Annotated in this window: 22 protein-coding genes; 10 read left to right on the top strand and 12 right to left on the bottom strand. The window is 62.1% G+C overall.

Annotated elements, in window-relative coordinates; all coding sequences use genetic code 11:
- From GC425_RS08905 to GC425_RS08920, 4 genes are all read left to right on the top strand, one after another.
- On the top strand, positions 1 to 215 hold a 215-nt coding region (locus tag GC425_RS08905), incomplete at its 5' end, for a hypothetical protein (RefSeq protein WP_374707648.1).
- A 26-nt stretch (positions 216 to 241) separates the two neighbouring features.
- Positions 242 to 943, top strand: a complete 702-nt coding sequence (locus GC425_RS08910) for a hypothetical protein (RefSeq protein ID WP_231699796.1) — start codon at positions 242 to 244, stop codon at positions 941 to 943.
- A gap of 314 nt (positions 944 to 1,257) precedes the next feature.
- The gene (locus tag GC425_RS08915) at positions 1,258 to 1,518 is read left to right on the top strand and encodes a hypothetical protein (protein WP_151844779.1); all 261 of its coding nucleotides are present in this window, start codon (positions 1,258 to 1,260) and stop codon (positions 1,516 to 1,518) included.
- A gap of 15 nt (positions 1,519 to 1,533) precedes the next feature.
- Positions 1,534 to 2,850, top strand: coding sequence for a ferrochelatase (locus GC425_RS08920; protein ID WP_151844780.1), 1,317 nt, complete (start codon positions 1,534 to 1,536; stop codon positions 2,848 to 2,850).
- A gap of 46 nt (positions 2,851 to 2,896) precedes the next feature.
- Here GC425_RS08920 and GC425_RS08925 read toward each other — a convergent pair whose 3' ends face one another.
- Together GC425_RS08925 and GC425_RS08930 are read right to left on the bottom strand one after the other, a co-directional pair.
- Positions 2,897 to 3,928 carry an aspartate-semialdehyde dehydrogenase gene (locus GC425_RS08925; RefSeq protein WP_151844781.1) on the bottom strand — a complete coding sequence of 344 codons (1,032 nt, stop codon included), beginning with the start codon at positions 3,926 to 3,928 and terminating at the stop codon, positions 2,897 to 2,899.
- Between the two features lie 126 nt (positions 3,929 to 4,054).
- Positions 4,055 to 5,320, bottom strand: coding sequence for an aspartate kinase (locus GC425_RS08930; RefSeq protein ID WP_151842872.1), 1,266 nt, complete (start codon positions 5,318 to 5,320; stop codon positions 4,055 to 4,057).
- Positions 5,321 to 5,569: 249 nt separating this feature from the next.
- On the opposite strand from GC425_RS08930, the gene GC425_RS08935 reads away from it, so the two are divergent.
- The 6 genes from GC425_RS08935 (at position 5,570) to GC425_RS08960 (ending at position 12,979) form a co-directional block, all read left to right on the top strand.
- Positions 5,570 to 6,418 carry a DMT family transporter gene (locus GC425_RS08935; RefSeq protein WP_151844782.1) on the top strand — a complete coding sequence of 283 codons (849 nt, stop codon included), beginning with the start codon at positions 5,570 to 5,572 and terminating at the stop codon, positions 6,416 to 6,418.
- A 310-nt stretch (positions 6,419 to 6,728) separates the two neighbouring features.
- Positions 6,729 to 8,543 carry a 2-isopropylmalate synthase gene (gene leuA, locus GC425_RS08940; protein WP_151842870.1) on the top strand — a complete coding sequence of 605 codons (1,815 nt, stop codon included), beginning with the start codon at positions 6,729 to 6,731 and terminating at the stop codon, positions 8,541 to 8,543.
- A gap of 61 nt (positions 8,544 to 8,604) precedes the next feature.
- Complete coding sequence (locus GC425_RS08945) at positions 8,605 to 10,137, top strand: BRCT domain-containing protein (protein ID WP_151844783.1); 1,533 nt, start codon at positions 8,605 to 8,607, stop codon at positions 10,135 to 10,137.
- Between the two features lie 126 nt (positions 10,138 to 10,263).
- Positions 10,264 to 11,538, top strand: coding sequence for a MurT ligase domain-containing protein (locus GC425_RS08950; protein ID WP_151844907.1), 1,275 nt, complete (start codon positions 10,264 to 10,266; stop codon positions 11,536 to 11,538).
- Positions 11,538 to 12,440 carry a type 1 glutamine amidotransferase gene (locus GC425_RS08955; RefSeq protein WP_151844784.1) on the top strand — a complete coding sequence of 301 codons (903 nt, stop codon included), beginning with the start codon at positions 11,538 to 11,540 and terminating at the stop codon, positions 12,438 to 12,440. The genes GC425_RS08950 and GC425_RS08955 overlap by 1 nt, the downstream gene beginning before the upstream one ends.
- A 26-nt stretch (positions 12,441 to 12,466) precedes the next feature.
- Complete coding sequence (locus tag GC425_RS08960) at positions 12,467 to 12,979, top strand: GNAT family N-acetyltransferase (RefSeq protein WP_151844785.1); 513 nt, start codon at positions 12,467 to 12,469, stop codon at positions 12,977 to 12,979.
- A gap of 6 nt (positions 12,980 to 12,985) precedes the next feature.
- Here GC425_RS08960 and GC425_RS08965 read toward each other — a convergent pair whose 3' ends face one another.
- From GC425_RS08965 to GC425_RS09010, 10 genes are all read right to left on the bottom strand, one after another.
- The gene (locus tag GC425_RS08965) at positions 12,986 to 13,438 is read right to left on the bottom strand and encodes a hypothetical protein (protein WP_151844786.1); all 453 of its coding nucleotides are present in this window, start codon (positions 13,436 to 13,438) and stop codon (positions 12,986 to 12,988) included.
- A gap of 24 nt (positions 13,439 to 13,462) precedes the next feature.
- Entirely contained in the window at positions 13,463 to 14,128 is a 666-nt protein-coding gene (gene recR, locus GC425_RS08970; RefSeq protein ID WP_151844787.1) for a recombination mediator RecR, read from the bottom strand.
- A 52-nt stretch (positions 14,129 to 14,180) separates the two neighbouring features.
- Positions 14,181 to 14,495 carry a YbaB/EbfC family nucleoid-associated protein gene (locus tag GC425_RS08975; protein WP_151842864.1) on the bottom strand — a complete coding sequence of 105 codons (315 nt, stop codon included), beginning with the start codon at positions 14,493 to 14,495 and terminating at the stop codon, positions 14,181 to 14,183.
- A 90-nt stretch (positions 14,496 to 14,585) separates the two neighbouring features.
- On the bottom strand, positions 14,586 to 17,054 hold the full coding sequence (locus tag GC425_RS08980; RefSeq protein ID WP_151844788.1) for a DNA polymerase III subunit gamma and tau: 2,469 nt from the start codon (positions 17,052 to 17,054) through the stop codon (positions 14,586 to 14,588).
- Positions 17,055 to 17,069: 15 nt separating this feature from the next.
- Positions 17,070 to 17,657 carry a hypothetical protein gene (locus GC425_RS08985; RefSeq protein WP_231699797.1) on the bottom strand — a complete coding sequence of 196 codons (588 nt, stop codon included), beginning with the start codon at positions 17,655 to 17,657 and terminating at the stop codon, positions 17,070 to 17,072.
- 41 nt (positions 17,658 to 17,698) lie between these two features.
- Positions 17,699 to 19,018: an aminotransferase class I/II-fold pyridoxal phosphate-dependent enzyme gene (locus tag GC425_RS08990; protein WP_151844789.1), complete on the bottom strand. Its 1,320-nt coding sequence runs from the start codon at positions 19,016 to 19,018 to the stop codon at positions 17,699 to 17,701.
- A gap of 172 nt (positions 19,019 to 19,190) precedes the next feature.
- Entirely contained in the window at positions 19,191 to 20,273 is a 1,083-nt protein-coding gene (gene fepB / locus GC425_RS08995) for a Fe2+-enterobactin ABC transporter substrate-binding protein (protein ID WP_151842860.1), read from the bottom strand.
- A gap of 58 nt (positions 20,274 to 20,331) precedes the next feature.
- The gene (locus tag GC425_RS09000; protein ID WP_151844790.1) at positions 20,332 to 21,129 is read right to left on the bottom strand and encodes an ABC transporter ATP-binding protein; all 798 of its coding nucleotides are present in this window, start codon (positions 21,127 to 21,129) and stop codon (positions 20,332 to 20,334) included.
- On the bottom strand, positions 21,126 to 22,220 hold the full coding sequence (locus GC425_RS09005) for an iron chelate uptake ABC transporter family permease subunit (RefSeq protein WP_202879027.1): 1,095 nt from the start codon (positions 22,218 to 22,220) through the stop codon (positions 21,126 to 21,128). The genes GC425_RS09000 and GC425_RS09005 overlap by 4 nt, the downstream gene beginning before the upstream one ends.
- Positions 22,217 to 23,278: an iron chelate uptake ABC transporter family permease subunit gene (locus GC425_RS09010; protein WP_151844791.1), complete on the bottom strand. Its 1,062-nt coding sequence runs from the start codon at positions 23,276 to 23,278 to the stop codon at positions 22,217 to 22,219. The genes GC425_RS09005 and GC425_RS09010 overlap by 4 nt, the downstream gene beginning before the upstream one ends.
- Positions 23,279 to 23,304: the final 26 nt, after the last annotated feature.

Raw genomic sequence — 23,304 nt, forward strand, 5'->3', positions numbered from 1 at the left:
AAAGTGATCGGCGTGCGGGGATGGATGCCACCGAAGCCTACACCACCAACGCCATCGGAACCGCCGCCGGAATCGCCGCAGGAGCAGCCCTAGGCGCAGTCGCACCAGTCATCGCAACAGCAGTACTTGCAACCGGCGCTGGCATGGCGGCCACAAGAATCGCTAAATGGACATGGAACAACGCCGCCAACAAGCCTAAAAGGAACCAAGAATGAAATATTGCGGAACAGTCGTATACTGGATGTTGCTAATCGCGGGATTATGCTGCATCCCTATTGGCCTCGCGGAATGTGAAAGTGTTACAGAATTAATTTCAATAGCCGGACTGCAAGTTTTTGGCGCCGGTATGTACATTTCTTTCGGCGCAGCAATGATTCCGAAGGCGATTCCTTCGAAGATGTGGAAATTAGAAAAAGGTGATTATTTCATTCAGCAGTATAAGGGCGGCTCGCTAATCTGGATCGGGTTTATCGGCGCTACTGTTGGCTTCATATTGCCTTTATTTTATCCGCATCTACTCTCCGAAATTAACCCAGGGCGCGACATTTTCGGCGGAATATTGTTTTTGCTTTTTAGCCCTTACCTCATAATAAGACTGCTCTTAATGCCGCATTATAACATCATATTCGAATTGTCTGACGATAAGATCACATTCGACCAAACCGGTTGGGTGTCAACTATTAACTATAAGGACATTTCTCGCGCCATTATCACAGCTAGGTTCTTTTTATTTCCTATGATTGAAATTTACGGAGATGGCACTCTCACAAGGGAGTATCATCCCATAACCACATGCCGCCAAAAGAGTATAAAATCCTTTCCTCCAATAGCGGGAGTGGCGTATGGCCATGTTGAATTAAAGGAATTTGTGAGAATTCTCGAAGAAAAAACACAAGTACCTGTCGAGCGAAAAGGGTGGGGGATAAATCGGTTTCTCGATTGATTCTGTAACCCCGGCTTGCCTGAATGGAAGATTGGTTGTCACGCTGCACAGATAGGTTCAGCGCAATCCACCTTCTCCCAGGCCGGATCTAGGATCTAATCCGGGTACTGTTCTAGTTCAGAAAGGACAGATGTACCACTTCCGTGAACTTGGCCCAGCGTTGCCATATATATTCCACACATTACTACCTCAAACTCAGCCAGGAAGAGAGTGTTTATTACCGGAGACATGATTTTCTTCGCCTATACCCCTTCATAGGGAATCCCTATCGACTAGAGTTAAGGATCGTTGAATATGGAATTAGACACCACTCAATGGGAGCCTCCACATGGTTTAATTATGAAGACATTAAAGATATTCAGACCAAGCCTATCGGAACTTTTAAAAATACATTCTCAGTCTACGGAAAGGGAACCAAAATAGCACGAACTGTTTTTTCCGGTCCTAAGGTCGAAGAAGTTAACTACTTAGATTTAAACGGCTTAGCGTTAGGGCATTATTCTCCCCAACAAATAGAGTCGCTCATCAAAGAACACACCATGCCACCTGCAGACACAACGCCTCCCTCGTCGTGAGTTAAGCTATACCCCATGAGCACTACCGCCCCGCGCACCGCGTTACTATTCCTCTCCTTCGGCGGCCCCAACAAGGCCGATGAAGTGGTCCCCTTCCTAGAGAACGTAACCCGCGGGCGCGGCATCCCCCGCGAACGCCTCGAGCACGTCGGCGAACACTACTTCACCCTCGGCGGCCGCTCCCCCATCAACGAGCAAAACCTGAAGATCATCGAGAACCTCGAGCAAGAGCTCCGCGCACGGGACCTCGACCTCCCCGTCTACTTCGGCAATCGCAACTGGGAACCCTATGTAGAGGACACCCTCCTCACCATCGCCCGCGACGGCATCGAGCACGTATATGTCTTCGCCACCAGCGCCTGGGGCGGTTACTCCGGCTGCGGCCAATACCAGGAGGACATCCGCCGCGCACTCACCGCCGTCACCAACGCCGGCGAACAAGCCCCCACCATCGAACGCCTCCCCCAATTCCACTCCCATCCCGCATTCATCGCCTCCTTCGCCGCCGCCGTGGACGCCGCCCGCACGTCGCTGGGTGACAAAGGAACCGACGCCGAGCTCATCTTCACCGCGCACTCCGTCCCTAACGTAGCGGACGCTACCGCCGGCCCCCACAGCTTCGGTGGTAACCTCTACTCCCAACAAGTATTAGACGCAGCCCGCCTGGTACAGCAAGCTTCCTCCTTCGCCAACCAGCCCGGAAGCTTCGCAGACCACGGCTGGACCGGGCGCCTAGCCCGCCACGAACCCGTCGGCGGCCGTGGAGACGGCCCAGCCCACACCGGCATTGATGCCGGTGTGGACTGCGGCGTCGGCACACCTCTCGATGTAGAAACCACCTGGCAATCCCGCTCCGGATCCCCCCACGTCCCCTGGCTTGAGCCCGACATCTGCGACCACATCGAAGCACGCGCAGCAGCCGGCAACACGCGCGGCATCGTCCTCTGCCCCATTGGCTTCATCACCGACCACATCGAAGTCATGTGGGACCTGGACACGGAAGCACAAGAAGCCGCCGACAACGCAGGCATCCCCTTCGTCCGAGTCGCCACCCCAGGACTCACCCCAGAGTTCGCAGCCATGATCGTCGACCTCTTCGAAGAATGCCGGCAGCCCGGAAACGCGCTGCTCAACACCGATAGCACGAGCACCGTGAGTAGGTTAGAGAGCTCTCAGATCGTGAGGTCGGCGTCGGGGATAAGGACGGAAGCACAGCAAGCCGCAGCAGACCTGGTCGCGCAACTCGGCACGGTCCCAGATTTCGGGCACACGCTCAACGGTCGCCCCTGCGCGCCCGGCTGCTGCGGTACGGACAAGGCGCTGTTCGACTGAGCTGTGCGCCGCTAAGAATTCGGCGCGGCGGTTTCTCCGCGTCGCGCTAGACCAGCAACTCCGCAATCTGAATCGTGTTCAGCGCAGCACCCTTGCGCAGATTGTCACCAGAGACAACCAGCACCAAGCCACGGTTATCCGGGATCGACTGGTCCTGGCGGATGCGGCCCACCAAAGAGTTATCCACGCCCGCAGCAGCCAGTGGCGTAGGCACATCAACCACATCCACGCCGGCGGCGTCGGCCAGAATCTGGCGAGCTTCCTCCGGGGTAATGGCGCGCTCAAACTCGGCGTGAATCGTCATCGTGTGACCCGTCAACACAGGAACACGCACACACGTACCCGCCACAGGCAGCTCAGGAATACCCAGAATCTTGCGGGACTCGTTGCGCAGCTTCTGCTCCTCATCCGTCTCATTGGAGCCATCGTCCACAAGATTGCCCGCAAACGGGAGAGCATTGAACGCAATCGGAGCAACATACGGGCCCAGATCCTCAGCAGACAACTGAGAACCATCGTGCACCAGCTTCTCCAGAACATCGATGTTCTCACGAGCCTGCTTCACCAGCGTATCCACACCAGCCAGGCCGGAACCGGACACGGCCTGGTAGGAAGACACGTGCAGACGCTTCAGGCCAGCCGCCGCGTGGAGTGGGCCCATCGCCGGCATGGCAGCCATCGTGGTGCAGTTGGGGTTCGCAATGATGCCCTTCGGGGTGTTCTTCGCCTCCTGCGGATTCACCTCGGACACGATCAGGGGAACCTCAGGGTCCTTGCGCCATGCCGAGGAGTTGTCCACCACGATCGCGCCGGCCTCCGCGAAGCGGGGAGCGTGCTCGCGGGAGGTGCCGCCGCCAGCGGAGAACAGGGCGATGTCGATGCCCTTCAGGTCCTCGGTGGATGTGGCGGCTACGTCTTCGATGACGATCTTCTCGCCGCGGAACTCCAGTTCCTTCCCAGCGGACCGGGCCGACGCGAAGAAACGTACCGTGTCAGCGGGGAAGTTTCGCTCTTCGAGGATGCTGCGCATCACGCGGCCGACCTGGCCGGTGGCGCCTACTACTGCGAGAGTGGTCATGGTTGGGCTCCTTGTGTGGGAAGTTTTGGCTGTTTTTACACAAATTGTTCGATCAAACCGCCAGATTTAGCCGATTTTTTGGCGTTTTGGTCGAACAATTTGCAGATGGGCAATTAAGAGGGAGACCTAGCGGCCGGTGCCGGCGTACACGGTAGCTTCTTCGTCGCCGCCCAGCTGGAAGCGCTCGTGAATAGCCACCACGGCGGTGTCCACGTCCGTGTCCCGGATCAGCACGGAGATGCGGATCTCGGAGGTGCTGATCAGCTCGATGTTCACGCCCGCATCGCGCAGCGCTTCACAGAAGTCCGCCGTCACGCCAGGGTGGGACTTCATTCCGGCGCCCACCAGGGACACCTTGCCAATGTGGTCGTCGAACAGCACGTCCTGCCAGTCAGCCTGGTTAGCCAGCGCCTTCAGCAGCTGCATCGCGCGGGTAGCGTCCTCGCGCGGACAGGTGAAGGTGATGTCCGTGCGGTTGTTGTCGATTTTGGAGACGTTCTGCAGAACCATGTCGATGTTGATCTCTGCGTCTGCCAGGGCGCGGAATACCTTAGCCGCTTCGCCTGGGCTGTCTGGGATGCCCAGAACGGTGATTTTTGCTTCGGAGCGGTCGTGTGCCACGCCGGTGAGTACTGCCTCTTCCACGGGAATGTCCTCCATTGATCCGGTTACTAGGGTGCCGATGTCGGTGCTGTACGAGGAGCGTACGCGCAGGGGCACGTTGAATGCGCGCGCGTATTCCACGCTGCGGAGCATCAGTACCTTTGCACCTACGGCTGCCATTTCGAGCATTTCTTCGAAGCTGATGGTGTCCAGCTTTTGGGCATCTTTCACGATGCGGGGGTCTGCGGTGTACACGCCGTCCACGTCGGAGTAGATTTCGCACACGTCGGCGTTGAGTGCGGCGGCGAGTGCTACGGCGGTGGCGTCGGATCCTCCGCGGCCGAGTGTGGTGACGTCGCGGGTTTCGCGGTTCACGCCTTGGAATCCGGCGACTAGGCAGATTTTGCCTTCGTCGAGGGCTTCTTGGACGCGGCCGGGGGTGACGTCCACGATGCGTGCGTTGCCGTGGCGTTCGGTGGTGAGCACGCCGGCTTGGGATCCGGTGAAGGATTGTGCTTCGGCGCCGAAGGATTCGATGGCCATGGCGACGAGTGCGTTGGAGATGCGTTCGCCGGCGGTAAGCAGCATGTCCATTTCGCGCGCGGGTGGGACGGGGTTGACTTGCTCGGCGAGGTCGAGCAGTTCGTCGGTGGTGTCGCCCATGGCGGAGCAGACGACTACTACGTCGTTGCCCTGCTTTTTGGTCTCTACGATCCTTTCGGCTACCCGTCGGATACGTTCCGCGCTTTCTAGTGAGGAGCCGCCGTATTTTTGGACGATGAGCGCCACAGGGGTCCACCTTTCGATGTTGTGTGCGGGTTGGGTCTACATAGTTAGGTCTAGATTACTGTGTCTGGTGTGAGTTGGGTAGCGCGGGGCTGGGTTTTTATTCCTTTTTATCCGACGCCGGGCGCACGTCCCCACCGCCGTCTCACCTATCCCCCGCTGTCCCATTTTTCACTTTCTGCACACTTTTCACATCTGTATCACGCGTGTCTAGTGTTATTCGTTCCTCAAGGCAACTACGCTACCTAAGCGATGTTTCACAACAATGCGCTGGCAGTCCTCTTTGCGCTGGGCTCTGCCCTGACGATCGCATGGGGAACTGTGGTGCGCCATCGCATTGCGAGAGCTGCGGGCGAGAACCGTTCGAACGCCATCATGGATGCCGTGAAGGTTCCTCTGTGGTGGGTCGGCGTGTTCAGTGCACTGTTTGGCTACTTTCTGCAGATCATCGCACTGTCTTTTGGAACGCTGTTGATCGTGCAGCCTATTTTGGTGCTGTCCTTGATGTTCACGCTTCCGTTGTCTGCGAAGTATGACGGCTTGCGCATCTCCAAGTCGGAGACTGCCTGGGCCGGGCTGTTGACCGTCGCCGTGGCGGTGCTGGTGATCCTGGGGAAGCCGAAGCCCGGCAAGACGGAGCCTGATCTGGATATTTGGCTGTGGTGCATCGGCATTGGGGTGGGCGTGATGCTGGTGGTCTACGCCCTGGCGGTGCGCCAGGCGCCGTGGGCGCGGGCGTTGCTACTGGGCTCTATTACCGGCGCGATCATGGGTTACTTGGCTGTGCTGTCCAAGGCTGTGGTGAATATCTTCGGCGCTTTTGGGTTGGTTGCGCTGTTGCAGTCCTGGGAGATCTACGGCTTGATTATTGCCGCGGCGTTGGGCACGGCGGTGCAGCAGGCATCCTTTAACGCAGGCCCACTCAAGAACTCCCTGCCAGCCATGACGGTGGTCGAGCCGATCGTGGCGTTTATCTTGGGATACATCGTTCTGGGCGAGAAGTTCCAGGCTGATGGAGAGCAGTGGATCTATCTGGGTCTTGCGATTGCGACGATGGTGGGCTCCACCATCATTTTGTCTCGGAAGTCCGTGAAGGCGTAAGCCTCACGGCTTGAGCGGCAGGGCGTTAAGCGCAGCGCGCAGCGCCGTAGCACCCCTCCATGAGCCGCAGCACCCCCATGAGGAGTACCCGCACGCCCCCACGCGCACCGCGGATTAAGCAAAAAAGTGTGACGTGCGCTATAGTGGTCAGCATGTTGACGCCAGCGCGCACTCTCCTTCTGTGCCGCGGCGGGGCTCAGGTCTAAGACATCAACGACCGGCACCCCGTCGCGGAGTTTGCTGTGCCGGTCGGATTCTTACACCCTCGTACACGTTTCGTACACCCTCGTAGTCAAGGAGCCCCAACACCGTGTCTAATGACAGCTTCATTTCCGCACCAGCCCGTATCACCAAGCCCGAAGGCGAGATCCCTTCCGGTCAGCCCGCATGGAACAAGCAGCGCAACTCCACCATGCCGAAGAAGCGCTACGTGCCCTTCTTCGAAGAGGTAGACCACATCACCCTGCCGGATCGTACCTGGCCTGATAAGACCATCGACCGAGCTCCTCAGTGGTGCGCCGTGGACCTGCGCGACGGCAACCAGGCCCTGATCGACCCCATGTCCCCAGAGCGCAAGCGCCGCATGTTCGAGCTGCTGGTCAACATGGGCTACAAGGAAATCGAGGTGGGCTTCCCCTCCGCGTCCCAGACTGACTTCAACTTCGTACGCGAGATCATCGAGAACAACATGATCCCGGAGGACGTGACGATCCAGGTTCTGGTGCAGGCTCGCGAGCACCTGATCCGCCGCACGTTCGAGGCCTGCGAGGGCGCGAAGAATGTGATTGTCCACTTCTACAACTCCACCTCCAAGCTGCAGCGCCGCGTGGTGTTCCGGAAGGATAAGGAAGCCATCAAGAAGCTGGCGACGGATGCGGCGGAGCTGATCAAGGAGATCGCGAAGGACTACCCGGACACCAACTGGCGTTGGGAGTACTCCCCTGAGTCCTTCACGGGCACCGAGGTGGAGTACGCGAAGGAAGTCTGCGACGCAGTGGTGGAGATCATGGATCCCACCCCGGAAAACCCGATCATTCTGAACCTGCCGTCCACGGTGGAGATGATCACCCCGAACGTGTACGCGGATTCCATTGAGTGGATGCACCGCAACATCAACCGCCGTGACTCTGTGATCATTTCCCTGCACCCTCACAATGACCGCGGCGAGGGCGTTGCTGCTGCCGAGCTGGGCTACATGGCGGGCGCGGACCGCATTGAGGGTTGCCTGTTCGGCAATGGTGAGCGCACCGGAAACGTGGACTTGATTACCTTGGGCCTGAACATGCTGACCCAGGGTGTGGATCCCCAGATCGACTTTTCCGATATTGAGCAGATCCGCCGCACGGTGGAGTACTGCAACCAGCTGCGCGTTCCAGAGCGCCACCCGTACGGCGGTGACCTGGTCTTCACGGCATTCTCTGGTTCCCACCAGGACGCGATCAATAAGGGTATTGACGCGCTGGCGGCGTCGGTCCGTGAGGGGGCCACGGCGAAGGATGTCACGGACGAGGAGCTGCAGGAGAAGCTGTGGGAGGTTCCGTACCTGCCGATCGACCCGAAGGACATTGGCCGTTCCTACGAGGCCGTGATCCGTGTGAACTCCCAGTCCGGTAAGGGCGGCGTGGCGTACATCATGAAGACGGATCACGGCATGGATCTGCCTCGTCCGATGCAGGTGGAGTTCAGCTCTGTGGTCCAGGCCGTGACGGATGCCGAGGGTGGCGAGGTCAACTCCAAGGCCATGTGGGACATCTTCGCTGGCGAGTACTTGGATCAGCAGAAGCCCATCGAGGCCATCAGCGTGACCGTGGAGGGTGCCCAGTCCGAGGGTGATGACGCGAAGGTCACCGCCCAGATCGAGAAGGACGGCGAGGTGCACAGCATCCAGGGCCACGGCAATGGCCCGGTGGCTGCGTACTGCAACGCGCTGGAGTCTTTGGGCATTCAGGTCGAGGTGCAGGAATACTCGCAGCACGCTCGTACCTCTGGAGACGACGCCGAGGCCGCCGCGTACATCCTGGCCGATGTGGATGGCCAGAAGGTCTGGGGTGTGGGTATCGCTGGGTCGATCACTCACGCTGGTCTGAAGGCTGTAACGTCCGCGGCCAACCGCGCCTTCAACTAAGAAGTAGCTGGGTGCTGGGCGATTGTCTGATCGCCCGGCACGGCACGTATCATTAGCCTTCATGACCTCTTCCCCGTCTTCCGCGTCCGAGTCAGAGCAGAACTCTGGATCTCGGGGTGCTCCGAAGCCTCGTGGTGCGCGGCAGGGTTCTTTGGGGACGTCGCGCCGCGGGGTTCGGAGCGCTGGGCGCCACGGTCGTACCGGCCGCCAGGGGCGTGAGGCGCACCCCGACCGTCACGTCCAGATCCCGTCTGTGGAGGAGGCTCCCGTGGTGTCCGTCAGCATCGCCACGACGGGCATTCACCCCACCACGGCGCGCATCGTTGCGATGTCCCTGGTGTTCTTCAGCGGGGAGTTTGATTACGACGACAGCGCCCTCACCGTAGGCGAGGAAGTCCTGTCCCTCACCCGCCGCTTCGACCCCGACGAGGATATCGGACCACAGCACATACACGGCTACATCCCAGATGACCTCCTGGAGGCCAAGGGGTTCCACAGCAGCGCAGAGATGTTGCGCCGTGCCCTGGATGGCCGCACGGTCATTGTGCATCAGGCCGGCATGACGTGGGGTTTCATTGCCCAGGAGTTCCGCCGCGCACAACGCATCGCAGCTCGCCACCGCCGCAACCGTACGCGTGGTCGCGCGCCTCGGAAGGTGGAGACTCCTCAACCGCTGCACATTATTGACACTCTCGGTAGTGCGCGCAGGCAGTCCATCGATTCGGTGGACCCTCGGCTTCGGGCGATTGCCGAGCAGTACCACATACAGGGTCACCCCAGCGTTGCAGGCCTTGAGGGGGCGATGATGCTGGAGGTGGGTGCGGCGGCGTCGGAAAAAAGGAATACAATCCCCGCCGACGATCTTCTGGAGGCCGACGCCCACCTCATCGCCCACCTGGCGCACGTCCAGGTGCTCAGCAGCGACGAATCGGACGGCATTGCTGTGCTGGATCCCAGCAACCTCATGCCGGACCAGTTCGGTATTCAGCGCTCCCACCAGCGTGTGCAGGCGGCGCGCGCCTCGCGGCGTTGGGTCAATCCCGGCGTGTGGACCCCCGGGGAGGCGCTGGTGCAGGGCATGGAGTTCGTCATCAGCCCGGACATCGCCACCAACCCCGACGAGCTGATCGAGAAGGCCACCGCCGCCGGGCTGGCGTATAGCGAGAAGCTGAATCGCCGCAGCTCCCTGGTGGTGTGCAATGAGAACTTTGAACTGCGCGGCAAGTCCATGCACGCGGAGCGCAAGAACATTCCGCTGATGCGGGACAGTGAGTTCCTTGAGCTGTTGGAGGATGTGCAGCCCGGGGAGCGCGAGCCGAAGCCGGTGCGGCCCGGCGTGGGCGTGCGGCCGAGGACGTCGTCTTTGTCGCACCGGGGTATGCGTCCGACGCAGCGCTCGGGGCAGGGTGATCGCGGTCAGTCCGGGCGTGGGCAAGGTGGCCGGCGGCAGGGCGGTCGCGGTCAGGGCGGCCGGAGCCAAGGCGGCCGGAGCCAGGGTAGCCGCGCACAAGGCAACCGCACCCGCGCCACCACCGCGAAAAAGAAGCCGGACATGCGGCGCAACCGCACTCACGGCCGCAACAATCGCACCTAAATAGCTCGGCGGCCGCGTCGCCTCCAGGCCTCACCCACAAACCCCCGTCAATTGACTAGGGTGGGGAGAGTGACTGACAACCCTCTCCTCAACACGGTGAAGACGCTCCGCTCGCGCGCAGCAATCATGGCTGCAGACGCGGCGACGTGGGCGTCGAAGAAAACAGGGCGCGGCGCCGGCGGCATGATCGGCGGCCTCATCGCCGGGGCGATCGACCCGAACCTGATGAGCAACCTCGGGCCCGACAAAACCGGCCGCCACCGCCCCACCGTCCTGGTCACCGGCACAAACGGAAAGTCCACGACCACGCGCATGCTCGCGGGAGCGGTGCGCAACGCGCGGAGCGTCGCCACGAACGAAGGCGGCGACAACATGGACGCCGGCGTGATTTCCGCGCTCCTGGCCGGGCGCGACCGAGACACCGTGGTGCTGGAGGTCGATGAGCTTCACGTTCCGAACATCGCGGACACGCTGGATGCGGACGTGCTGGTGCTGCTGAATCTGTCCCGTGACCAGCTGGATCGCGTGGGCGAGATCAACAAGATCGAGAATGTGCTGCGCGCCTGCGTGGAGTCCCGGCCGGACATGACCGTCATCGCGAACTGCGACGACGTGCAGGTCACGTCCGTGGCGTGGGATAGCCCGAATGTGGTGTGGGTGTCTGCCGGCGCCGGCTGGGCTGGGGATTCCACCAGCTGCCCGCGCACGGGCGGCCACATCGTGCAGACGCGTGATAGCAGTGGCCGTGTGCAGGATTGGCGTGCGGTGAAGCCTCTGCCGGATGGTCGTGAATTCCGACGCCCCACGCCCCAGTGGTCCGTCGATGCCTCCGGGCTCCACACTCCAGAGGGAGACGATATTCCGCTGTCCCTCACCCTGCCGGGCGATGCGAACCGTGGTAACGCGGCGCAGGCCATCGCCGCGGCCCTTGCCCTGGACGTGGGCGTGGACCTTCAGGAGGCCGTGGCTGCGGTCTCTGCGGTGGATTCCGTGGCCGGCCGCTACTCCACGGTCCAGTTCGGGGACCACTCTGTACACCTGATGCTGGCGAAGAACCCGGCGGGCTGGCAGGAAGCGCTATCCATGGTGGATCGCACGGCCGACTCCCTGGTCATCAGCGTTAATGGCCAGGTGGCCGATGGGCAGGACCTTTCCTGGCTGTGGGACGTGCGCTTTGAGAACTTCGAGGACATTCACGTGGTCGCCGCCGGCGAGCGAGGCACTGACCTGGCTGTGCGCTTGGGCTACGCGGGCGTGGAGCACAACTTGGTGAAGGATACCGTGGAGGCGATCCGCTCCTGTCCCGCTGGACGCGTTGAGGTTCTGGCTAATTACACGGCGTTCCGTGATCTGAAGCGTGTTGTGGATCGCGAGGGCCGCCCCTTGAATGGAGGACACTGATGACTTCCCTCAACAATTCTGTGACCATTGGGCTGATTTTGCCGGATGTGCTGGGCACGTACGGCGACGATGGCAATGCTTTGGTGTTGCGCCAGCGTGCACGGATGCGTGGCCTAGACGCGGAGATCCAGCCAATCACCCTGGGTGACCCCGTGCCTGACAACTTGAGTATGTACACGGTCGGCGGCGGTGAGGACGTCGCCCAAATTCTTGCGGCGGAGCACCTCCAGTCCGATGGCGGGATCTTCGGCGCTGCGGAGGCAGGACGTCCGATTCTTGCTATTTGCGCTGGTCTGCAGGTGTTTGGTCATTCCTTCAGGGCGTCGGGCCGCATGGTCGATGGGCTGGGGCTGCTGGATGCCACCACGTCCTCGCTGGAGAAGCGCATGATTGGCGAGATTGCGTCCACGCCTGCCGGTGGCACTACGAGCGGTACTACAGGCGGTACTAACGGCAGCACTCAGAGTGGCACTACGGGCAGTACCGAACTCACGCCTTCGGAGCGCATTGTCGCCCAGCTGACGGAACCCTTGACCGGCTTCGCAAACCACATGGGGGCCACGATCCTGGGCCCGGCCGCCAAGCCCCTGGGCAGGATCACCCGTGGAACTGGAAATACCGACGCCCACGGCGCATCACTCGCCGCCTCCTCTCAGAATGGCAGCGCAGATGTGTCGCAGGACGACCTCTCGAAGCAGGTGGCCTACGAAGGTGCGATCCAGGGATCCGTGCTGGCCACGTACATGCACGGTCCAGCCCTGGCGCGTAACCCCCAGTTGGCGGACGCCATTCTGGCAGAAGTCCTGGGCACCACCATCGACCAGCTGCCGGAGATGACCAGCAGCTTCGCTGAGCAGCTGGACGGCGAGGTGCGCCGTCTGCGCTCGGAGCGCTTGGGATAAACACAGCCCTCAAGGAGAAACACACCATGAGCATCACGTTCAGACGCGCCACCAACGCCGACAGGGAGTTCATCCGCCAGATGAACCTGGAAACCGAGACGTGGGGCGACCCCACCAGGGAACTAGGTGAGAATTGGCGCGCGGACGAAGTGCGTTATGTGGACCACTGGTCGGAGGATCAGGGAGGTGTGATTGCGGAGGCCGGCGTCGAAGATGATGACGGTACAGACACTCAGGCGACAGCATTGGGTGCGGCATGGCTGCGCTCGTTCACGGCGGAGGATCCCGGGCACGGTTTCCTCAGCGAGGAGTACCCGGAGGTCGCGATTGCGCTGAGCCCCGCCAGCACGGGCAAGGGCATTGGGCGCACGCTCATGACCAAGACGCTGGATCTGGCGCGGGAGCTCGGTGCGCCGGGGGTGAGCCTGTGCGTGGAAGATGGCAACGACCGGGCGAAGCACCTATACGAGTCGATCGGGTTTGAGCACGTGCGCAGGGACAGCACCGGCAGCTACTTTGTGATGCTGTACCGGTTCTAGGCGCGGCTAGTTCGCGGTGGATCCGAGCCGCAGCACGCTGCGCATCATGGGGATCTGCATCGGCACGCGCGCCACCGCAATGGCCTTGGCAGTGGTGCCGATCTTCGGGTTGCTGGTGGTGAGGTAGTCCACCATCATCTTGATATTGCCCGGCCACACGCCCGCCAGGAAAATCGCCGTGGCGGGGCCGACGACCGTGTGCAACGTGCTCCGCAGGGAAGGAACCGTGGCCGTGGTAAGGATCGACGCCCCCAGCCCAATCTCCATCACCCCACTGGCTAGTGTCCAGTCTCGTCGGGTGCCGGGCAGCTGCGCAGGCACGAGGGAGTCAAACGGTTTCGGCTTCACGAAATGCAGCACCCCTGCGCCGAGGAAGACGCTGGACCACACGGCCACGCGGGCAATGTCCGAACGGTCGAGTGTTGATGTGTTGCGGGAGGTGAGAGTGCGTTTATTCATGGGCGTGTTTGTCTCTGTGGTTTCTTAGCTTCCCACAATGGTCCGGCCGGCAAACGCGCGGGACAGCGTGAGGTCATCGACGAACTCCAGGTCGCCTCCCATGGGGATGCCGCTGGCCAGCCGAGAGACGGTCAGGCCGGGGAAGTCCTTAAGCAGGCGACCCAGGTAGCTTGCGGTAGCTTCGCCTTCGGTGTTGGGGTCGGTGGCGATGATGACTTCGGTGACGTCCGGGGCGTCGTCGTAGACGGTGTTGCCGTGCTCGTCGGGTTCGGTGAGCGCCACGTCTGGCAGGGCGCCGCCGATGCGCTGAACAAGCGCGGTGACGTTGAGTTCTTTCGGACCGATGCCGTTGAGGGGGTCAAGCGCGCCGCCGAGGACGTGGTAGCGGCCGCGGTATTCGGCAGTGCGCTCGATGACTTGAATGTCTTTGGATTCTTCGACCACGCAGACCTGGCTTTTATCGCGGCTGGAGTCCGCGCAGATGCGGCAGACATCCTCTTGGGAAATGTTGTGGCAGATACGGCAAAACGCCACTCCACCTTGAAGGCGTCCCAATGCTGATTGGAAGCGCTCAAGGTCTTCCGGCTCTACCTCCAGCAGGTGCAGCGCGATGCGCTGGGCGCTTTTCGGGCCGATGCCGGGGAGGCGGGAAAACTCATCAATGACGTCTTGAAGGGGGCCTTCGAACATAGTGAATCTTCACCGGCACGCAAGGATTGTGCCGGTGGTCAGTGAGAGTGGGTTAGAGGCCCAGGGAGTTCATGCCCTGGGACAGTGGGCCCATCTTCTCTTCGGCGAGGCTCTGGAGGTTCTTGTTGGCGTCCACGAATGCGCCGATGACCAGGTCCTGCAGGGTTTCTACGTCGTTGGGGTCCACGACCTGTGGGTCGATGCTCAGGGAGTTGATAGAGCCGGAGCCTGCCATTTCGATTTTGACGAGGCCGTTGCCGGATTCGCCGGTGACGGTGGAGCGCAGGATCTCTTCCTGTGCTGCCTGCAGCTGCGCCTGCATCTGCTGTGCCTGCTGCATGATCGCCTGCATGTCTGGCTGGGTCATTGTGTGTCCTTTCCACAAGAGTGTATTTCTTCCGACCACTGTACCTGTCCAGTCAGACACTGTGGTGTTCCGCGGTTCCGCGCGCCTGTCTTAGGTCACGCGGGTGCCGCCGAGGTAGGTTTCCACCATCTCGCTGGCAACCTCCAGCGGCCGCCGATGGTCTGCCTGACCTGTGCCTTTGTCCAGCTCTTCGACGTAATGTTGTTCTTCCTGTTCCCGCGCCTGCTCGGCCTTACTGATGTTATTTTCCCCCGACGCCGAAGCGCCGTACTCTGGCGGCGCCGCGTTAAAGGCGGCGTCGTCATAGTCGGGGTCAGCGGGGGGCTCGTCGGGAAGGGGAACGTCGCCGAAGCCGTTGGCGCGGTTGTACTCCACCTTCTCCTGTGCCTTTTTCATGCGGGCGCGCCAACCGGATTGGGGTTGCTGATCCCCCTGGGCATCCTCGCCGGATGCTGAGGAGGCGCTGTTCTGTTGCCGGTTCTTCAGCCGGTCGCGTGCCTGCTCGCTGGGCCTTTTGGCGTGGGATTCCGCCATCGCGCGCGCCCGCTCGAGGGCGCTGAGCGGCCGCGATGATGGGGCAGGATCAGGCGCTTGCTCCGAGGTTTGCTCTGGCGCCGGTGTCTCGCCTTGAGTCTGTGCGGAGGCCTGCTGTGCTGCTGGCGCCTGTTGCTGAGCCTGCTCTGGAGCAGGCTCAGCTTTTCCCGAGGACTCACCACCGTTCGCAGGCTCCACGCGCGTGCCGCCCACGAACGCGACAACGCGAAGATCGGAGTTGTTCTGCGATTGAAGGGCTCGCTGGAAGGCCTGCTGCGCTGCGTCACTGGAGATGTAGCGCGCCAGGGCTAGGGTGCTGTGGTCCACGTGAAGTTCACCGGCAATGCTCTGCTCAGCACGTGCTGTGGCGGAGCGCGCAGCGATCCACACATCCAGGCTGTCTTCCTTCAACGCCGCGAGCGTGCTCTGCCACAGCGCTGCATAGTCCTGAGAGGACTCCGGCTTAGCAGTCGGCTGCTCCGAAGTTGGCTGCGCTGGGCTCTGCTGTGGCACCTTTGGCTCTTGTGGCTGCGGCTCCTGTACCGGTGAGTCCTGCGGCTCCGGTACCGATGAGCCTTGTGGCTCTGGACGGCGCGAGCGGCGATTGCGGTCCATGATCTCCCGCGCCCGGCGCGCCTCGGAGACCTTGGGATCCTCGTTCGCATCCTGCGATGAGTCCTGCTGCGTGGCCTGCGGTGCTTCCTGCGCCGTGACCTGAGGCATCTCCTGAGGACCAGTGCCCGTTACGCTGCCCGATGCTTCGCTCTGCGCCCGGCGGCGCGACGGCCGTTCAAAACGCCGCGAGCCTTCCCGGCCACCAGCACTAGCACCAGCTCCAGCAGCGCGAGCGCCAGCGCCGCCACCCGGCGCCACCCCAGCACCAGACTCCAGCGCCTCCACACGCTGCGCCAACGCCTCCACCGTCATGCCCGCACCCGGCAACGCAATCCGCGCACACAGAATCTCCAGCAACAACCGAGGAGCCGTCGCACCCTTCATCTGCGCCAAAGACTCATTCACCAAGGACGCGCAGCGCGTCAACGTCGCCTGCCCCAGCGCATCAGCCTGCGCAGTCAAACCGTCCTGAGTTTCCTTCGGGACGTTCACGAGGCCGCGCGCATAGGCGTCGGGCACAGATTGGATGATCATCAGATCGCGGAAACGATCCAGCAAATCCTCAGTGAATCGGCGCGGATCGTAGCCTGCCTCGATGACATCATCGACCACGGTGAACAGGCCAGATTGATCCTGCTGCGCCACCGCCTCCACGGCCCGGTCAATCAAGGACGCATCCGTCACACCCAGCAGACCCAACGCCCGCTGATACGTCACACCCTCCGGGCCGGAACCTGCCAAGAGCTGGTCCATGATGGACAGAGAATCACGCGGCGACCCGCCACCGGCGCGGACCACCAGCGGATACACCGCATCCTCCACTGGCACGCCCTCATCCTCCATCACGCGGGACAGCAGGCTGCGCATGTCCGGCGGTGTGAGCAGACGGAACGGGTAATTGTGGGTACGGGAGCGGATCGTGGTCAGCAGCTTCTCCGGCTCCGTGGTGGCGAAGATGAAGATCAGGTGCTCCGGCGGCTCCTCCACGATCTTCAGCAGCGCGTTAAACGCCTGGTGCGTGATCATGTGCGCCTCGTCCAGAATGATCACACGGTAGCGGGACTCCGCCGGCGCGAAGTATGCCGATTCCCGCAGCTCACGCATGTCATCCACACCGTTGTGGGTGGCGGCGTCCATCTCCACCACGTCGATGTGCCCCGCCCCACCCGGCGCGAGGGCCACGCAGGAATCGCACACACCACACGGAGTGGACGTGGGACCCTGCACACAGTTCAGGGAGCGCGCCAAAATGCGAGCCGAGGAGGTCTTGCCGCACCCGCGGGGGCCGCTGAACAGGTAGGCGTGATTGATCCGCCCGTTGTCGAGCGCGATGGACAACGGCTCGGTGACATGCTCCTGGCCGACCACCTCAGAAAAACTGGACGGACGATACTTCCTATACAGCGCCACGGTGACTCCCCTCCCCTACTGTCGCCACAGATCGTTGACGTTGATGTTGTTTTCCACGATGTAGCGCTGCGCCGCGCCCAAGCCTTCAGATTCTACGACGGCGAACTCCTCGTCCGTCAGCATCACCAGCTGAGCGGGGACGGTCATGCGTCCGGGATGCGTGAACTCCTCCTGGGTCTCCCCGTCGGCGTTCTGCGCCACCTCCAGGATGTGCGGCACGCCCTGCGACCACACGAACGGAACCACCAGAACACCATGGGTGGCGGTGATGGAGCCATCCACATGACCCGCCAGCCCAGGAAGCGTGAGACCCGGCTGCGGGGAGCGTTCCATCGGGTCCTCGGAAATCATGGTGGCCGCCGTCGCCAGAAGGTCAGGCCCCACGCCCGAGTGGCCCTGGTGCACGATCAGCAATTCCACGCGCACGTCCGCACCGTCCTCGGATTCCAGGCCGGGGTCGATGCGGCTCATGTCCAGCGTCATCGCCACAGACTCCTCCGAGCCCTCCTCCCCGATGTGTGCCGAGGCGATGTTGAAGATGGGGAAGGACTCCCCCACCTGGCGGCTCACCACCGTCATATCGCCAGGCAGCAGGTCCTCCACCCAATAGAGAGTTTCCTTGATATTGATGGCCCTACCCCCTCTTACTCAGCGTTTTCTGCAGCTGCTTCCGCAGCCTCAATGGCTGCCAGAAGAACGCACGTTGCAAAGCCATCCATCGCCAGCTCCACCTGCTCAATATCAGGCATCGACGGAGCCAGGCGCAGATTGCGATCATTCGGATCCTGCTTCAGCGGGTAGGTGGATCCCGCCGCCGTGAGGGCAACGCCTGCCTGCTTCGCCAGCTCGACCACACGAGCCGCCGTGCCATCCACCACGTCCACGCTGATGAAGTAGCCACCCTCCGGGGTAGTCCAGCGGGCCACACCAAAGTCGCCCAAGCGGCGCTCCAGAATCTCGATCACGCGGTCGAACTTAGGAGCCAGGCTGCCGGCGTGCTTCCGCATCTGCGCACGCACGCCCTCCACATCCTTGAAGAACTGGTAGTGCGCCAGCTGGTTGACCTTGTTCGGGCCAATGCCACGCACGTTAGCGATGCGGTTGTACCAGTCCAGGTTCTCCTTGGAGGAGGTGAAGAACGCCACGCCCGCGCCGGCGAACGTGATCTTCGAGGTGGAGCTCAACGCCCAGAAACGGTTGGGGTTACCCGCCTCAGCCGCGAGGTCCAGCACATTGATGATCTCCGGGAACTCTGAAGTGAGTGTGTGGACCGCGTAGGCGTTGTCCCACATCACGCGGAAATCCGGGGCGGCGGTCTCCATGCTGGCCAGCTCCTGCGCGATCTCCCGACTGAAGGTCACACCCGTGGGGTTAGAGAACATCGGCACCGCCCACATTCCCTTCACCGCAGGATCCTTCACCAGCTCACGCACCGCGTCCATGTCCGGTCCCTGATCCGTCATCGGCACCGTCACCATCTCAAAGCCGAACAGCTCCGTGATGGAGTGGTGGCGGTCGTAACCGGGAACGGGGCAAATCCACTTGAGCGGACCCTGCTCCGCGGACCACGGCCGCTGCGAATCATTGTTACCGAAGGTGTAGCTCCAGTTGATGAGGTCGAATTGAATATTCAACGAGGACGCATCCGCGGCGATCGTCAGCTCAGGATCCACACCCAGAACCTCGGACCACAGCTGACGGATCTCTGCAATGCCCTCGCCACCGCCGTAGTTACGGGTATCCACGCCGGAGGGAGAACGGAAGTCCTCCCCCGGAAGGCTCAGCAGCTCCGTGGAGAAATCCAACTGCTCCGCCGACGGCTTACCACGGGTCAGATCCAACTGCAGACCGCGGTCTTTAAACTCCTGATACGCCTTGGTGACCTCAGCCTTCGCAGCAAGAAGCGCGGCGGTATCAACGTCATTGATACTGAGTCCTGCTGGGTTGGTGCGGGAATCGGACATGGAAGCCTCCTGTGGTAGAGCCTGTGTGAGCGTGGGCACGAACCGGCGCTCATCCCCCGGGTGTTAAGGGGGCTGTTGTGTGATCCTCTACAACGATAGTCGACCCGTCCCACATTGCCTATGGCAGCATGTTCGAACACCCGCCACCCACCGCGTATCGTGGGGTTTTGTTTTACTTCTTGAACTGCTGCTCGATGGAATCCAGCAACAGCATCGCGGAGTAGTAGTCCAGACGGAAGGTCTCACCTGGGGTGTGGTACAGCTTTCCGTTCTTCACAGCTGGGGAGGTGTTGAACGCAGGCTCACTTTCGATGGTCTTCTTCGTCTTCTCGTTGGACGCCACAGAAATCCAGGTGTCGCCCGGCAGGCCCTTCTGGATGTTCTCCATAGACAGCTTCACGATGTCACCGCGGTCCTTACCCATGGAGGTATCGCCCTTCACCTCGTCCGGAATGTCGGCCAGGGTGAAGCCCAGGCGGGACAGGATCTGGGACTGTGGGGACTCCTTGGTCAGAGCCGCAGCACCCGAGCCATCAGGGAACACGATGAATGGGGAGGTAGTGCCCTCCGGCACGGAGATGTTCTTCTTGACCTCCTCCAGGCGGGAATCGAAGTCAGCGATGATCTCCTTGGCCTTGGCCTCGTAGCCCGTCGCCTCACCGATCTTGGTGGTCACGTCCTGCCAGGACGCATCGGAGTAGTCCACCACCAGCACTGGGGCGATCTTGCGGAGCTTGTCGACCTGATCGAACACGGAGTCGCCGGAGTTCTTTGATACGACGATCAGGTCTGCGTCGTACTCAGTGGCCTTTTCCACATCCGGGGAACCGTTCTGCCACAGCTTCTCCACCCCAGCCTTCTTCGCCTCATCGGCCCACTGGTTGAAGAATCCCTGATCGTCAGAGAGGCTTGGGGTGTTCGGTGCGGCCACGCCCGTGGCAACCACAGGAGCACCCACGGCCAACAGCGCGCCGGTCAAGGTCGTGGAGGTGGAGACAATGCGCTTGGGCTGTGCGTCCAGCTTCAGCTCGCCATCATCAGTGGAGATGGTCCGTGGCCACTGAGCAGTCTCGGCGTTCGAGGAGCTGTCGGACGCAGACTTGGCGTCGGAGGAAGAAGAATTGTCCGAGCTGCTATCGGACGAGCAGGCAGCCACGCCCAGGCCCAAGGATCCGGCCAGAGTTGCGGCAACAACTGCCTTCAGACCGCGCATCCCGGCGCGGCGCTGGGATGGGCGATTCATGAGATGAGACATGAAAGTCCTTTCTAGTAAGGTACGTCGAAACAATGAAGTCTGAATGACGGCGCCGGCGCTAATTATCAGGCCGACGCGGAATCACCAAAGGAGTACTGGTGATCGGATCCTCGATCACCAGGGATGGAAGATTGAACACGTCCTCCATCAACTGCGCGGTCATCACCTCGTGGGGATGACCCTGCGCCACCACAGCCCCGTCCTTCATCACCACAAGGTGGGTGGCATAGCGCGTCGCCAGATTCAGGTCATGCAGCACGGCCACCACCGTGCGCTGTTGCTGCTCATACATCCGGCGGCACAATTCCAAAATGTCCACTTGGTGGGACAAATCCAGGTAGGTGGTGGGCTCATCCAACAAGACCGTAGGCGTATCCTGCGCCAGCACCAACGCCAACCACACGCGCTGACGCTGCCCGCCGGACAGCTCATCCACACTGCGATCCGCCAGGGCCGTGATGCGAGTCAGCTCCATCGCCTCCTGGACCGCGCGGTGATCCTCCCGGCTCCACTGCCGGAACAACCCCTGATGCGGCGAACGGCCCCGAGCCACCAGGTCACGCACCCGCATCTTCTCCGGCGCCACGGCAGACTGCGGCAGCAAGCCCAGCTGCTGCGCCAACTCCTTGGACTTCATGCTGTGAATGTCCCGCCCATCCAGCACCACGCTGCCTTCCGCGTGCTTATGGATCCGCGCAATGGAGCGCAGCAAGGTGGACTTGCCGCACGCGTTCGGACCGATGATCACGCTGAAGCCGCCCTCGGGGATCTCCAGGGACAGGTCTTTCGAGATCACGCGCTCGTCATAGGTGGTGGTGAGGTTCTTCACCGCGATGCGCGGCTGGTTGCTTGTCATACGCTCTTCCTCGATTCCACGATCAATAGCCCCATGAAGTACACGCCGCCCACCGCGGCCGTGACCACACCCACGGGCATGCTTTCCAACAGAGCCTGGCTGGCCATATCCGCTGCCAGCAGCAGCACCGCCCCCGCAAGCCCGGACGCCACCAGCGGCGCAATAGAAGCCCTCGCCATTAGCCGTGCAAGATGCGGCGCCACCAGGGCAATAAAGCCGATCGGCCCCGCGACGGTAGTGGCAATCGCCACCAGCGCAGTGCCCAAAATAACCAGCACGCCCTGCGCGCGCTGCGTGTTCGTTCCCAGCCCCGCCGCCAGATCCTGCCCCAGCTCCAGCGTGCGCAGGTCCCGCGAGCACAGCAGAATCAGCACCAGCACCACCAGCGTGGCGCTCAGCGAGAAGGTTGCGACGGACCATTCCGCCCCTGCCAGCGTTCCCGTCACGGCCCGCAGCGCGGCATACGCCGTGTCCGAATCCGCCTTGACGATCAGCCAACGGTTGAAGGACCCAATCATCGCGGAAATGGCGATACCTGCCAGGATCAGCCGCAGCCCGCCGAAGCCGCCCTTGAAGGACACCACGAAAATCACCGCGCCGCACAGCACGCCGCCCAGCAGCGCCGCGAAGGACACGCCCAGCAGCGAACGGCCGAACAGCACCACCGCCACCAGCACGCCGGCCTGGGCGCCCATGGTGAAGCCGATGATGTCCGGACTACCCAGTGGATTGCGCGTGATGGTCTGGAAAATCGCGCCGGCCACGCCCAGCGCCGCCCCCACGATCACGGCCAGCAGAATCCTGGGCATCCGCCATTCCAGAATCACCAGGCGCTGGCTACGCGTGCCGTGCCCGGTGAGCACGTTCCACACGTCGGCATAGCTTAAGGACGACCCGCCCACACCAATCGCGAAAAACATCAGCACCGCGCACACGGCCGCCAGCGCCAGCGTCACCGCCAGGGTGCGCGCGCTCAGCAGCACCGACCACCGGCTGCGCGAGCTCAGCAAGATATGCCCCGTGGGCGTCATATCCTCCGACGCCGAACCGTCCTGCATCGCACCCGTCGCACGCGAACTTCCGATGCTCATCGTCCATCACCCCGCATGCGGTGCACCATCAGCAGCAGCATCGGAGCACCCACGAAGGCGGTGAGTAGTCCCACGGACATCTCGGTCGGCCGGGCCAGCAGGCGGCCAATGATGTCCGCGGCCAAGACCAGGCATGGCCCCAGTACCACGCACAGGGCGATGATCCACCCACGGTGCGGGCCCATCAGCCACTGGGCCACGATCGGCACCACCAGCCCCACATAGCTCAAGGGGCCGGCGGCGGCCGTGGCGGACGCACACAACACGGTGATGGCCACCAACGCCACGGCGCGGGTGAGGGTGACGTTCGTGCCGAGGGCAGCCGCCGCGTCGTCCCCCAAGGCGATATTGGACAGGCCACGGATGAGCAGCACGGACAGGGCAAGCCCCACCACGATCGGGCCCCACAGGATAACCAGTGGGACATCCATGCGGGTCAGGGAGCCGACTTCCCAAAAGCGGAAGGAGTCGAACACGTCCGGTTTCGCCAGCTGGATCGCGCCGATGATGCCGCCGGCCGCGGCGGAAAACGCCACGCCCGCCAGGATCAGGCGGACGGGAGAGGCGCCGGTGCCGCCAGCGGATCCGACGGCGTAGACGAAGACCGTGGCCAGCAACGCGCCCACCAGAGCCACAAAAAACTGCTGCTGAGCGGCGGTCAAGCCCAGGTACGCGGAGCCCAGGACGATCGCCAGGGACGCGCCCGAGTTCACGCCAAGCAGGCCCGGATCCGCCAGAGGGTTTCGGGTGATAGCCTGCATGATCGCGCCGGCGACGGCCAGGGACACACCCACCGCGATGCCGATGATGGTGCGCGAACCGCGGAGGCCGTTGATGTTGTAGCTGTCCACGGAGTTATCCGGGTAGCGGAGGTAATGCCACACGTCGGCGAGAGGAATGTGGGAGGAACCCCAGACCATGGATGCCACGCAGGTAGCCAGCAGCAAGACGGCGCCGAGTACGACGACGAGGGCTCGTGGCACGGATACGCGCGCGGGGTCTCCTGCTGGGTCGTGCGAAGCCTGCGAGACCGCCGTGGTGGATGGGGGCTGATCCATAATTGTGGGAGTATAGTAAAGCGCCC

Origin of the sequence: Corynebacterium sp. zg254, from assembly GCF_024701495.1 — a bacterium.
Lineage (GTDB): Bacteria > Actinomycetota > Actinomycetes > Mycobacteriales > Mycobacteriaceae > Corynebacterium > Corynebacterium zhongnanshanii.